13 protein-coding genes are annotated in these 12,985 nt (G+C 64.4%); 9 read left to right on the top strand and 4 right to left on the bottom strand.

What is annotated here, in order from left to right:
- The first annotated feature begins 30 nt into the window (after positions 1-30).
- From C8C96_RS07735 to C8C96_RS07745, 3 genes are all read left to right on the top strand, one after another.
- Positions 31-1,887 carry an ABC transporter ATP-binding protein/permease gene (locus C8C96_RS07735; RefSeq protein WP_121941958.1) on the top strand — a complete coding sequence of 619 codons (1,857 nt, stop codon included), beginning with the start codon at positions 31-33 and terminating at the stop codon, positions 1,885-1,887.
- A 43-nt stretch (positions 1,888-1,930) separates the two neighbouring features.
- Positions 1,931-2,863, top strand: a complete 933-nt coding sequence (locus C8C96_RS07740) for a 2-hydroxyacid dehydrogenase (protein ID WP_121943923.1) — start codon at positions 1,931-1,933, stop codon at positions 2,861-2,863.
- A 73-nt stretch (positions 2,864-2,936) separates the two neighbouring features.
- Positions 2,937-3,269, top strand: a complete 333-nt coding sequence (locus C8C96_RS07745; protein ID WP_121941959.1) for a nucleotide pyrophosphohydrolase — start codon at positions 2,937-2,939, stop codon at positions 3,267-3,269.
- A 174-nt stretch (positions 3,270-3,443) separates the two neighbouring features.
- Here C8C96_RS07745 and C8C96_RS07750 read toward each other — a convergent pair whose 3' ends face one another.
- The 3 genes from C8C96_RS07750 to C8C96_RS07760 are packed head-to-tail and all read right to left on the bottom strand — an operon-like array spanning position 3,444 to position 6,378.
- Entirely contained in the window at positions 3,444-4,481 is a 1,038-nt protein-coding gene (locus C8C96_RS07750) for a DctP family TRAP transporter solute-binding subunit (protein WP_099731254.1), read from the bottom strand.
- A 38-nt stretch (positions 4,482-4,519) separates the two neighbouring features.
- The gene (locus C8C96_RS07755) at positions 4,520-5,818 is read right to left on the bottom strand and encodes a TRAP transporter large permease (RefSeq protein ID WP_056745317.1); all 1,299 of its coding nucleotides are present in this window, start codon (positions 5,816-5,818) and stop codon (positions 4,520-4,522) included.
- Positions 5,815-6,378 (bottom strand): TRAP transporter small permease, encoded by a 564-nt coding sequence (locus C8C96_RS07760; RefSeq protein ID WP_056745316.1) that lies wholly within the window; start codon positions 6,376-6,378, stop codon positions 5,815-5,817. The genes C8C96_RS07755 and C8C96_RS07760 overlap by 4 nt, the downstream gene beginning before the upstream one ends.
- Positions 6,379-6,595: 217 nt before the next feature.
- Between C8C96_RS07760 and C8C96_RS07765 the strand changes: the two genes are divergently transcribed.
- The 6 genes from C8C96_RS07765 (at position 6,596) to C8C96_RS07790 (ending at position 11,935) form a co-directional block, all read left to right on the top strand.
- The gene (locus C8C96_RS07765; RefSeq protein WP_056745314.1) at positions 6,596-7,528 is read left to right on the top strand and encodes a LysR family transcriptional regulator; all 933 of its coding nucleotides are present in this window, start codon (positions 6,596-6,598) and stop codon (positions 7,526-7,528) included.
- Positions 7,529-7,709: 181 nt separating this feature from the next.
- Positions 7,710-8,606, top strand: coding sequence for an amino acid ABC transporter substrate-binding protein (locus tag C8C96_RS07770; RefSeq protein ID WP_121941960.1), 897 nt, complete (start codon positions 7,710-7,712; stop codon positions 8,604-8,606).
- Positions 8,607-8,723: 117 nt separating this feature from the next.
- Entirely contained in the window at positions 8,724-9,623 is a 900-nt protein-coding gene (locus tag C8C96_RS07775) for an amino acid ABC transporter substrate-binding protein (RefSeq protein ID WP_056059342.1), read from the top strand.
- Positions 9,624-9,731: 108 nt separating this feature from the next.
- A complete protein-coding gene (locus C8C96_RS07780) occupies positions 9,732-10,490 on the top strand; it encodes an amino acid ABC transporter permease (protein ID WP_056059340.1) in 759 nt (252 codons plus the stop codon).
- Position 10,491: 1 nt separating this feature from the next.
- Complete coding sequence (locus tag C8C96_RS07785) at positions 10,492-11,157, top strand: amino acid ABC transporter permease (RefSeq protein WP_056059987.1); 666 nt, start codon at positions 10,492-10,494, stop codon at positions 11,155-11,157.
- Between the two features lie 40 nt (positions 11,158-11,197).
- Positions 11,198-11,935 (top strand): amino acid ABC transporter ATP-binding protein, encoded by a 738-nt coding sequence (locus C8C96_RS07790; protein WP_056059339.1) that lies wholly within the window; start codon positions 11,198-11,200, stop codon positions 11,933-11,935.
- Between the two features lie 109 nt (positions 11,936-12,044).
- Here the strand turns inward: C8C96_RS07790 and C8C96_RS07795 are convergent, their stop codons facing one another.
- Entirely contained in the window at positions 12,045-12,965 is a 921-nt protein-coding gene (locus C8C96_RS07795) for a MurR/RpiR family transcriptional regulator (protein WP_055400817.1), read from the bottom strand.
- Positions 12,966-12,985 lie beyond the last annotated feature (20 nt).

A 12,985-nucleotide genomic window follows, 5' to 3' on the forward strand; every position in this document is an offset into this window, starting at 1 on the left:
CGGTAAAAACAACAACCGGAATTGTCCCCCATGCGCCACCACGGCGAAACCTCCCCCCCTGCCGCCGCCAACGCGCCCGGTGCCACCGCCAGTGGCACGGCCGCCAGTCCCGCACCGGTCCAGTCGGACTGGGTCACCCTGCACCGATTGCTGCCCTACCTGTGGCAATACAAATGGCGCGTGATAGCCGCCATCGTCTTCATGGTGGGCGCCAAGTTCGCCAACGTGGGCGTGCCCATCCTGCTCAAGACGCTGGTCGATGCCATGAGCCTGAAGCCGGGCGATCCCGCCGCGCTGCTTGTGGTGCCGGTGGGGTTGCTGGTGGCCTATGGCGCGCTGCGGCTGTCCACGTCGTTTTTTACCGAGCTGCGCGAGCTGGTGTTTGCCAAGGCCACGCAGGGCGCGGCGCGCTCGATTGCGCTGCAGACCTTTGAGCACCTGCATGCGCTCAGCCTGCGGTTTCACCTGGAGCGGCAGACCGGCGGCATGACCCGCGACATCGAGCGCGGCGTGCGCGGCATCGAGTCGCTGATCTCGTTCACGCTGTTCAACGTGGTCGCCACCCTGGTCGAGGTGGTGCTGGTGCTGTCGGTGCTGGCCATCAAGTTCGACGCCTGGTTTGCGTGGATCACGCTGGCGGCGCTGGCGCTGTACATCCTCTTCACGGTGCTGGTGACCGAGTGGCGCACCCAGTTCCGCCGCGAGGCCAACGAGTTCGACTCGGCCGCGCATTCCAAGGCCGTGGATTCGCTGCTCAACTACGAGACGGTGAAGTACTTCAACAACGAAGGCTTCGAGGCCCGCCGCTATGACGAAAGCCTGGAGCGCCTGCGCCGCGCGCGGCTGAAAAGCCAGACCACGCTGTCGCTGCTCAACACCGGCCAGCAGCTCATCATTGCCGTGGGCCTGGTGGCCATGCTCTGGCGCGCCACGCAGGGCGTGGTCGATGGCCGCATGACGCTGGGCGACCTGGTCATGGTCAACGCCTTCATGATCCAGCTGTACATCCCGCTCAACTTCCTGGGCGTGATCTACCGCGAGATCAAGCAGAGCCTGACCGACCTGGACAAGATGTTCACGCTGATGGACAAGGAGCGCGAGGTGGCCGACGCCCCGGGCGCCCAGCCGCTGGCGGGGCTGGACCAGCCCACCGTGCGTTTCGAGGACGTGGTGTTTGCCTATGACGCCAAGGGCGGGCGCACCATCCTGCAAGGCATCAGTTTCGAGATCCCGGCGGGCAAGACGGTGGCGGTGGTGGGGCCCTCGGGATCGGGCAAGAGCACGCTGGCGCGGCTGCTGTTCCGCTTCTACGACATCCAGCAGGGGCGCATCACCATTGCGGGGCAGGAGATCCGTAGCGTGAAGCAGGCCAGCGTGCGCCAGGCCATTGGCATCGTGCCGCAAGACACGGTGCTGTTCAATGACACCGTGGCCTACAACATCGCCTATGGCCGCCCTGGCGCCACGCAGGACGAGATCGAATCCGCCGCCCGCGCCGCGCGCATCCACGACTTCATCGCCAGCACACCCAAGGGCTACGCCACCATGGTCGGCGAGCGGGGGCTCAAGCTTTCGGGTGGTGAAAAGCAGCGCGTGGCGATTGCCCGCACCTTGCTCAAGAACCCGCCCATCCTGATCTTTGACGAGGCCACCAGCGCGCTGGACTCCGCCAACGAGCGCGCCATCCAGGCCGAGCTGCAGGGCGTGGCGCAGAACAAGACCACGCTGGTGATTGCCCACCGCCTGTCCACGGTGGTGGACGCGCACGAGATCCTGGTCATGGACGCGGGCCGCATCATCGAACGCGGCACGCACGCGCAGCTGCTGGCCCTGGGTGGCCGCTACGCCAGCATGTGGTCGCTCCAGCAAAGTGATGCCGCCGCTTGAGCAGCGTCTTTCTCTCTTTCATTTGTTTCGCGATTTGTCATCCATGAAGCCCGTTCTTCTCGCCCTCATGTTTTTGTCTGAAGAGCACATCGCGCAGATGGCCCAGACCTTTGAAGTGATCTACGCCCCCGATGCACCGCAGGCCGCCACCGCCATCGCGCAGCACGGCAGCCGCGTGCGTGTGGTGCTCACCATCGGTGCGGTGGGCCTGAGCCCGGCGCAGATCGATGCGCTGCCCGCGCTCACACTCATCTGCGCGCTGGGCGCAGGCTACGAGAACGTGGCGGTGGCCCATGCCAAGGCGCGTGGCATTGTGGTGGCCACCGGTGCAGGCACCAACGACGACTGCGTGGCCGACCACACCTGGGGCCTGCTGATCGCGGCGCAGCGCCGCATCCTGCCGCTGGACAAGGCCACCCGCGCCGGTATCTGGCGCACGGCCTTGCCGCTGCCGCCCAACGTGTCGCACAAGCGGCTGGGCATCATCGGCCTGGGCACCATCGGCAAGAAGATTGCCCAGCGCGCGCTGGGCTTCGAGATCGAGGTGGGCTACCACAACCGCAGTGCACGCACCGATGTGCCTTACCGCTACTTTGCCGATGTCACCGCGCTGGCCGAATGGGCGGACTTCCTCGTGGTCGCCACACCGGGCGGCGCGGGCACCAGGCACCTGGTCAACGCAGACGTGCTGACGGCGCTCGGCGCGCGGGGCGTGGTGGTCAACATTGCACGCGGCAGCGTGATCGACACCACCGCCCTGGCCGCAGCGCTGCGCGACGGCCGCATTGCCGCCGCAGGGCTGGATGTGTACGAGAGCGAGCCCGCCCCCCCGGCCGAGCTGCTGGACCTGGACAACGTGGTGCTCACGCCCCATGTGGCGGGCTGGTCGCCCGAAGCCGTGCAGGCCTCGGTAGACCGGTTCATGGAGAACGTCCGGCGCCATCTGGCGGGTGAGGCGCCGGTCACGCCGGTGTGACCGGTTTGGGGCTGTGCAGGTCGATAGCGCTAGTGGAATATGCGCTGCTAGCTATTGAATCAGGAGCAATGGAATGTCTGTCGATCTGACGGCGCTGCAGACCCGGTTGCGCGCGTTTGCGGCGGAGCGGCAGTGGCAGCCGTTCCACACCCCCAAGAACCTGGCGATGGCGCTGATGGTCGAGGCGGCCGAGCTGGCCGAGATCTTTCAGTGGATGACGCCGGAACAGTCGCTCGCGGTGCGTGAGGACCCGGCGCTGAAAGAGCCCATTGCCGATGAGGTGGCCGACGTGCTGCTGTACCTGCTGCAGCTGGCGGACCACGCGGGCGTGGACCTGGCCGAGGCGGTGGAGAACAAGCTGCGCAAAAACGCGGTCAAGCACCCGGTTCCCGATGATTTGAAGTGAAAGTGGCGGGTGGCGCTAGTGCAATATGCCTTGATTGCTATCAAATAGATAGTAATCTCGCAGGCCTGTCACCCGCAGTTGCCTTTATGCCCGCCCAGCAAAAAGCCCCGCCATGGCGGGGCTTGGGCAGACACCGGGCGACTGCCACGCACCGGTGCCGGGTCCGTTGAAGGATTACTTCTTGCGGGCGGCAATGGCCTTCTCGGCGGAGCCCACCAGGTCGGCGCCGATCTGGCCCTTCCACTTTTCGTACACGGGGCGCGTGGCCTTCACGAACGCGTCGCGCTCGGCGGCGGACAGCTGCGTGACGGTCACGCCGTTGGCGGCGATTTCCTTGAGCAGGGGCTTGTCGGCCTCGACCATGCCCTTGCGGGCGATGGCGATTTCTTCCTTGCCGGCGTCGATGGCGGCCTGCTTCACGATCTCGCGGTCTGCAGGGGTCCACGAAGCCCAGATGTCCTTGTTCACCACGAACACCAGCGGGTCGTTCACGTAGCCCCACATGGTGATGTGCTTCTGCGCCACGGTATGCAGCTTGGCGGCCTGGTACACGGCGATGGGATTCTCCTGGCCGTCCACGGCGCCACTGGCAAACGCGGGCTGCGCGTCGGCCCAGCTCATTTGTGTGGGGTTGGCGCCCAGGGCGGTGAAGGTGTCCAGGAACAGGGGCGAGCCCACCACGCGGATCTTCAGCCCCTTGAGGTCGGCGGGGCTCTTGATGGCCAGCTTGGAGTTGGAGATTTCGCGGTAGCCGTTCTCACCCCAGGCGAGCGGCACGACACCTGCCTTCTCCAGCGTGGTGAAGATCTGCTTGCCCACGTCGCCTTGCGTCACTGCATCGACCGCAGCGTAGTCGGGGAACAGGAAGGGCAGCGAGAAAAGGTTGAGCTGCTTGACCTGGGGCGACCAGTTGATGGTGGAGCCCACGGCCATGTCGATCACGCCCTGGCGCAGGGCGCTGAACTCGCGCGTCTGGTCGCCCTGGATCAGCGACACCCCGGGGTAGAGCTTGATGTTGATGCGGCCCTGGGTGCGCTCGCGCACCTTGTTGGCCCACAGCTCGCCGCCCTTGCCCCAGGGAAAGGCCGTGCCCAGCACCAGCGACATGCGGTACTCGCTCTTGTACGCGGTCTGCGCGATGGCGGCAGGGGCGGTGAACGCCAGGGCGGCGGCAGCGGCCACGGCGGAAGTGAGGAAGGTGCGCAGTTTCATTGTTTCAGTCTCCTGGTTAGAAATTCGTCGGCAAGGGGTCAGTAGCCCAGTTTGGCGGGCAGCCACAGGGCCAGTTGCGGGAAGGCGATCACGGCCACCATCACAAGGAACATGGCGAACAGCATCCAGCCCACCCAGCGCACGGTCGATTCCATGCGCACACCGGCAATGCGGCAAGACACCATCAGGTTCACGGCCAGTGGCGGGGTGAACTGGCCCAGGGCCACCTTGAGCGTGAGGATGACGCCAAACCACACCGGGTCCCACTTGTAGTGCTGCATGATCGGCAAGAGCAGCGGCACAAAGATCAGGAAGATCGAGATGCCGTCAAGGAACATGCCCACCGTGATCAGCAGCACGATGAGCAGCGCCAGCACGCCGTACTCGCCCAGGCCCGAGTTCACGATGGCGTTGGCCACCGGGTCGATCACGCCCAGTGTGGACAGCGAGTAGGCAAAGATGCCCGCGAGCGACACCACGATGAGGATCACCGCCGACAGCTCGCCCGATTCGCGCAAGATGGGGAACAGGTCGCGCACAGAAATCGTGCGGTGGATCACCATGCCCACGAACAGGCCGTAGAACACCGCGACCACGGCGGCTTCCGTCGGCGTGAACCAACCGGCACGCATGCCGCCCAGGATCAGCACTGGCGCGGCCAGGCCCCAGGTGGCCTCGCGCAGGCTCTTCCAGAATGGGGGGCGGGGCATGGTGGCTTCGAGCGCGCCCATCTTGTGCTTGCGCGCCATCCACACGGCGGGCACGATCAGCGCCACGCCCGCCAGGATGCCCGGGATCATGCCGGCCGCAAACAGCGCGGGCACCGAGGCGCCGGGCACGAGCACCGAGTAGATGATGAAGGCGACGGACGGCGGGATCAGGATGTCGGTGGCTGCAGCGGCCCCCACCACGCTGGCCGAGAACGAGGGCGGGTAGCCCGCGCGCGACATGGCCGCGATCATCACCCCGCCCACAGCAGCGGCATTGGCCGGGCCCGAGCCCGAGATGCCGCCCAGGAACATGGCCACCGCAATGGCCACCAGCGGCAGCATGCCCGGGCCACGCCCGACGATGGCCACGGCAAAGTTCACGAGGCGCAGCGCTACGCCCGAGCGGTCAAAAATGGAGCCCACCAGAACGAACATCGGGATGGCCAGCAGCGGGTATTTGCCCAGCCCGGCGTAGAAGTTCTGCGGCACGGCCAGCAGGCCGAACCACTGGCTGTCGGCATTGGCCAGCGCGATGGCGGCGGCACCCGCCAGGCCCAGCGCGGCGCCAATCGGCACGCCCACAAACATCAGGCCCAGAAAGGCCACAAACAGCAGCGTGGCGATCATGGTTGCGCATCCTTGTGCGCCGGGGCGGCATCGCTGACCGTGCCGCGGCTGCGGCGGATGAACAGCCCGATGGCGCGTGCCGTGATGAGCGCAGAGAACACGGGCAGCCAGATCGAATACCACCACTGCGGCACGCCGATGCCGGGGGAGGTTTCGCCAAAGCTGTAGTCGTCCCACACCACGCGCACGCTCAGGACGGCGATGACGCCAAACAGCAGGGCCACAGTGGCCGCGCCCAGCATGGACAGGCGCTTGCTGCGCAGGGCAGAGCCGCCCTCGGCAAAGTACTCGATGCGGATGTGCTGGTCACGTGCCACGGCGGCCGAGCCTGCGATGAGCGCCAGCGCGATCATCAGGAACACCGAGATTTCTTCGGTCCAGGCAAACGAGGAGTTGGTGAAGTAACGCACCAGCACGTTGGCAAAGGTGATGAGTGCGAGGGCCGCCATGACGATGACGGTGAGCCAGTCTTCAAGGCGCAGCGAGCGGGGCTCGGCCTCGGGACTCGCGGCGCCGGGCAGTGCGTCGGTCGCAGGCCCTTGGGGGGAGGAGGAGGACATGGGGCAGGGGAAGGAGGAGAACAAACACGGGAGCATGCGGGTCGCCCTGCCCGGCAGTGTTGTGCACCAGGGGCCTCGACGCTGAGCGCTGTAGGCGCCGCTTTCTATTATGCGATGGGTTGCTATGCATGCACACCATTGGTGCGCCGCGTCAGCACTGTGTAAACCCTCATGCCAGCGGCCAGCACGGTGTAGCCCGCGCGCGGATAATGCACCGATGGAAACCAAGTGGCTTGAAGATTTCGTCAGTCTTGCGGAAACCCGCAGCTTCAGCCGGTCAGCGCAGCTGCGGCATGTGACCCAGCCAGCGTTCTCGCGGCGCATCCAGGCGCTGGAGGCCTGGGCCGGCACCGACCTGGTGGACCGCAGCTCCTACCCCACCCGGCTGACCCCGGCCGGCAAGACCCTGTACGACCAGGCCCTGGAAATGCTCCAGTCGCTGCAGAACACGCGTGCCATGCTGCGCGCGCACACCAGCGCAGGCAAGGACATGATCGAGTTCGCCGTGCCCCACACGCTGGCGTTCACGTTCTTCCCGGCCTGGGTGTCCAGCCTGCACGACAAGTTCGGCCCGTTCAAAAGCCGCCTGATTGCGCTGAATGTGCACGACGCGGTGATGCGCCTGGTCGAAGGCGGGTGCGACTTGCTGATCGCCTACCACCACCCCTCGCAGCCCTTTCAGCTCGATGCCGATCGGTATGAGATGGTCAGCCTGGGTCAGGAAGTGTTGTCGCCCTATAGCAAGGCCGACGCCGATGGCCAGCCCGTGCACCGCCTGCCCGGCCGCGCAGGCCAGCCGCTGCCCTACCTGGGCTATGCGCCCGGCGCCTACCTGGGGCGGGTGACCGAACTCATCCTCAAACAATCGCAGACGCCCATTCACCTGGAGCGCGTGTACGAGACCGATATGGCCGAAGGTCTCAAGGCCATGGCGCTAGAAGGGCATGGCGTGGCCTTCTTGCCCCACAGCGCCGTGAAGAAGGAGCTGCGCTCGCGCCGCCTGGTCAGCGCCGCGCCCCCCGATACCGAAGGCCTGCAGATGACCATGGATGTGCGTGCCTACCGCGAAAAGCCCAATGGCAAGGACACCCCTAAAGGCACGGCGCAGGCGCTGTGGACCTACCTGCAGGCCCAAGCGGCCTCATGCTAAGGGTAAATACGGACATAAACACTTTGCATAGTTGTGCGCGCAAACGGCATTGGAATTTCACCGTAACGACACGTACAGTCTGCGCCATCGCCGGATCGGTGGATAGCAGCGTGTGCCTTGGCAGGGCCCCACGGTGGCACGAAGATTGCAAACCCGGTTCATTCCTTCACAGAGGCATCGTATGAAAGTTCAGCATTGGGGATTGGCCTGGGGCCTCGCAGCACTGTGCTGTGCGGTCGGTGCGTCTGCGCAGGCCAGCGTGCTGGAGCGCGTGGCTGGCGGTGGCAAGCTGGTCATTGCCTACCGTGAATCCTCGGTGCCTTTCTCGTACATCGACAGCCAGTCGGGCAAGCCCGTGGGCTACGCGCTGGACCTGTGCCTGCGCATGGCCGAGCTGGTGCGCAAGAAGACCGGCAAGAAGGACATGGAGATCGAGCTGGTGCCTGTCACGCCGGCCAACCGCATTGCCATGATTGAGCAGGGCAAGGCCGACATGGAGTGTGGCTCCACCACCAACAACGCCGAGCGGCGCCAGAAGGTGGCCTTCACCATCCCCCACTTCATCACCGGCGCGCGGCTGCTGGTCAAGTCCTCCAGCACCATCGACAGGGTGGAGGATCTCAACGGCAAGAAGCTGGTGTCCACCAAGGGCACGACGCCCCTGAAGGCGGCCGACCAAGCCAACCGCGAGCGCCTGATGGGCATCACCGTCGTCGAGGCACCCGACCATGCCAAGGCGGTCGAGATGGTCGAGAAGGGTGAGGCCGATGCGTTTGTGATGGACGACGTGCTGCTGTACGGCCTGGCGGCCGGGCGGCCCGACCCCAAGGCGCTCAAGGTGGTGGGCCGCTTCATGACCACCGAGCCACTGGCCATCATGCTGCCCAAGAACGACCCTGAGTTCAAAAAGCTGGTGGACGAGGAAATGCGCCGCCTGATTACCAGCCGCGAGATTTACCCGATTTACGACAAGTGGTTCAACAAGGCCATTCCGCCCAACAATACCGTGCTGAGCCTGCCGGTCAGTTACTTGTTGCGCGACTTCTGGAAATACCCTACCGACCAGGTCCCGTTCTGACTAATATCCCTGGTTGCGTGCTACCCCTTTTTGGAGTGCGGTCCTGACCGGTTACCCCCGGCTGGCCCCTGTCTCTAAAATCCCCCCCTTTTTCGTTTTCAACACAAGGAGATCCCTATGAAGAAACATTTGCTCGCGGTTGCCGTGACCGCCTTGGCTGCAGGCAGCGTATTTGCCCAGGCCAATGACACTCTGGCCAAGATCAAGGCCTCCGGCAGCGTGACGCTGGGCGTGCGCGAGTCTTCGGGTCTTTCGTACACGCTGGGCAACGGCAAGTACGTGGGTTTCCACACCGAAATGGGCGAGATCGTTCTGCACGACATCCAGAAGCAACTGGGCTTGCCCAAGCTGGATATCAAGTACCAGCCCGTGACCTCGCAAAACCGTATTCCGCTGGTGACCAACGGCACCGTGGACCTGGAGTGCGGCTCCACCACCAACAACGCCGCCCGCCAAAAGGACGTGGCGTTTGCCGTGACCACCTATGTGGAAGAAGTGCGCACCGTGGTGAAGGCCAACTCGGGCATCACCTCGATCAAGGACCTGAACGGCAAGACCGTGGCCACCACCACCGGCACGACCTCCGTGCAGACCCTGCGCAAGCACGAACGTGCTGGCGGCATCGACTTCAAGGAAGTGTTTGGCAAGGACCACGCCGACAGCTTCCTGATGCTGGAAACCGGCCGAGCTGACGCATTCGTGATGGACGGCTCCATCCTGGCTGCCAACGTCTCCAAGTCCAAGAACCCTGCCGATTACAAGATCGTGGGCGAAGTGCTGTCGGTGGAACCCATCGCCTGCATGCTGCGCAAGGACGACCCCGCGTTCAAGAAGGCTGTGGACGACTCCATCAAGCGCCAGATTGCCGACGGCTCGCTGGCCAAGCTGTACGACAAGTGGTTCATGCAACCGGTGCCACCGACCAACACCAAGATCGGCCTGCCGATGTCCGACGCTACCAAGGCAGCCTGGGCATCGCCTAACGACAAGCCCATGGAAGACTACGCCAAGAAGTAAGCTCTGCAACGCTTGTGCCCCTTCGGCCAGCTGGTTTGAAGGGGCTTTTTTGTTGGGTCGGCCCAGTGGGCCCCCCAGCGCAAAACCAAAAATTAAAGGGGTGCTCCTATGAGTTGGGATTGGCAGGTGTTCTGCCAGGACACCATGGACCGGGATGTGGTGCAGGGCTGCTTTGGCAAAGGCGGCGAGATCACCTACCTGGACTGGATGCTGTCGGCCTGGGGCTGGACGGTGTCCGTTTCGCTGCTGGCCTTGCTGCTGGCGCTTGTGTTGGGTTCATTCATCGGTACGCTGCGCACCTTGCAGGATCGCCCGATGATCGTTCGGCTGGGCAACGCCTGGGTCGAGCTGTTTCGCAATATTCCGCTGCTGGTGCAGATTTTCCTGTGGTACCACGTGCTTCCCAGCCTGTTCCCGGTGCTGCGGGGCGTGCCCGGTTTTGCGCTGGTGGTGCTGGCGCTGGGCTTTTTCACCTCGGCACGTATCGCCGAGCAGGTGCGTTCGGGCATCCAGGCCCTGCCACGCGGCCAGCGGTATGCCGGCATGGCCATGGGTTTCACCACCTTCCAGACCTACCGCTATGTGCTGCTGCCCATGGCGTTTCGCATCATCATTCCGCCGCTGACCAGCGAGACGATGAACATCTTCAAGAACTCGTCCGTGGCGTTTGCCGTGTCGGTGGCCGAACTCACCATGTTCGCCATGCAGGCGCAGGAAGAAACCTCGCGCGGCATCGAGGTCTATCTGGCGGTGACCACGCTGTACATCATCTCGGCGTTTGCGATCAACCGCATCATGGCCTTCATTGAAAAGCGCGCACGCATCCCTGGCATGGTCGTGAGTGGCGCGGCCGGAGGGGGGCATTGATATGAATCTCGATTTCTCCTTCTACAACTGGGACCTGATCTCCAACTTCGTGCTCAAGGGGCTGTACTTCAGCCTGATCCTCACGCTGGTGGCCACCATCGGGGGCGTGCTGTTCGGCACCGTGCTGGCACTCATGCGCCTGTCGGGCAAGAAGTGGCTGGATGTGCCCGCCACCATCTACGTCAACGGCATGCGCTCCATTCCGCTGGTGATGGTGATTCTGTGGTTCTTCCTGCTGGTGCCCGCCATCATCGGCCGCCCCATTGGCGCGGAAGTGTCGGCAGTCATCACCTTCATTGCCTTTGAGGCAGCGTACTTCAGCGAAATCATGCGCGCTGGCATTCAGTCCATCCCACGCGGCCAGGTGTACGCCGGCCAGGCATTGGGCATGACCTACGGCCAGAACATGAAGCTGGTGGTGCTGCCCCAGGCGTTCCGCAACATGCTGCCCGTGCTGCTCACCCAGACCATCATCCTGTTCCAGGACACGTCGCTGGTTTACGCCATTGGCGCCTACGACATGCTCAAGGGCTTTGAAGTGGCGGGCAAGAACTTTGGTCGTCCGATCGAGGCGTACCTGGCCGCTGCGGTTCTGTACTTCATCATGTGCTATGCGCTGTCCTGGGCGGTCAAGCGCCTGCACCAGAAGATCGCGATCATCCGCTGATCGAGGCTGGTGCAAAAGAGATTGGATTGAGGAAAAAGAAATGATCGAACTCAAAAACGTATCCAAGTGGTATGGCCCGGTGCAGGTGCTCAACGAGTGCTCGGCCACCATCAACAAGGGTGAAGTGGTCGTGGTCTGCGGGCCCTCGGGCTCTGGCAAGTCCACACTCATCAAGACCATCAACGCGCTCGAACCCTTCCAGAAGGGCGAGATCACGGTCGATGGCGTGAAGCTGCATGACCCCAGCACCAACCTGCCCAAGCTGCGCAGCCGCGTGGGCATGGTGTTCCAGCACTTCGAGCTGTTCCCCCACCTGTCGGTGACGGACAACCTGACCATTGCGCAGATCAAGGTGCTGGGCCGCAGCGCGGACGACGCCAAGAAGCGCGGCCTCAAGATGCTGGAGCGCGTGGGCCTGATCGCCCACAAGGACAAGTTCCCCGGCCAGCTCTCGGGCGGTCAGCAACAGCGCGTGGCCATTGCGCGCGCTCTGTCGATGGACCCCATCGTGATGCTGTTCGACGAACCCACATCCGCGCTCGACCCCGAAATGGTCGGTGAAGTGCTGGACGTGATGGTGGGTCTGGCCAACGAAGGCATGACCATGATGTGCGTGACCCACGAAATGGGCTTTGCGCGCAAGGTGAGCAACCGCGTGATCTTCATGGACGTGGGCGGCAAGATCCTGGAAGACTGCTCCAAGGACGACTTCTTCAACAACCCCGACGCACGCCAGCCGCGTACCAAGGACTTCCTCAACAAGATCCTGCAGCACTGAACGGTGCTTGCACCCCCGTGCCGCAAGGGTTGGGGGCTACAAAAAGAAGCGCTCTCCGGAGCGCTTTTTTCATGGGGCTACTCAAGGCTGAACGTCTGCCGCGCGCAGGCTAGCGCTTGCTCCGCCGACCGGCTGGCGAGGGGCTTTCCACGATGAGTTGCGACTCGAAATCTGTCCACAGATCGTCGCGCCGCTTCAGTGCCTCGGACACCGCCTTGTGCCGCAGCTGGGCCACGGCCGACACCAGCGCATTGCACAGGAAAAACGCGGCGGTGTAAGAGTCGAACGGCGACGCATTGGACGTGCGCACCTGCAGCCGGTGGTGGGACAGCGCGGCCAAGGGCGCAGCGGCGCTGTCGGTGATGGCCAGCACCTGGGCCCCGGCGTCGCGAAAGCGCTGCGCCACTTTCACCGGCCCGCTGGCGTAGCGGCGGATGCTGAAGACCAGCAAGGCATCTTCGGGCTGGATCCACAGCAGCTGGTCGGTGGCGTCCACCGCGCCAGCCCCCAGTTCGTGCACGCCCGGGCGGCACATGTTCAGGTGCAGCGCCAGCCAGGCGGCCACCGGGGCGCTGTTGATCTGCGCCAGCACAAAGATGCGTCCCTTGCCCTGTGCGATGCGTGCCACCATGGCCTCGAAGGCCGCCATGTCCAGTCCGTCGCGCGTGGTGGTGAGGTTGTGCTGGTCGTGCAGCAGCGCGTCGTCCACACACTGCTGCAGGCTGCGCCGGGTGCCGATGGTGACCGGCGCGCGCTGCCCCGCCGTTTGCAGCAGGGCGGTGACCTCGGCCCGCGCCTCGCGCTGGGCCTCGGCATAGCTGCCGTAGCCCAGCTTGGCAAACAGCCGCACCACGGTCGATGCACTGGTGCCAGTGCGCGCAGCGAGGGCGGTGGCGGACTCCAGCAGGGCGTGGGGGTAGTCGCGCCCCAGGGCCTCGGCCAGCGCCCGTTCGCTGGCGGTCAGGTCGGCGTCCTGGCGGGCCAGCCGCTCGGTCAGCAAGGCGCTGGATTCGTGCAATGATGATTTCATAAAATTCTCATTCGTGCAAA

The organism is Acidovorax sp. 100 (assembly GCF_003688355.1).
GTDB lineage: Bacteria > Pseudomonadota > Gammaproteobacteria > Burkholderiales > Burkholderiaceae_C > Acidovorax > Acidovorax delafieldii.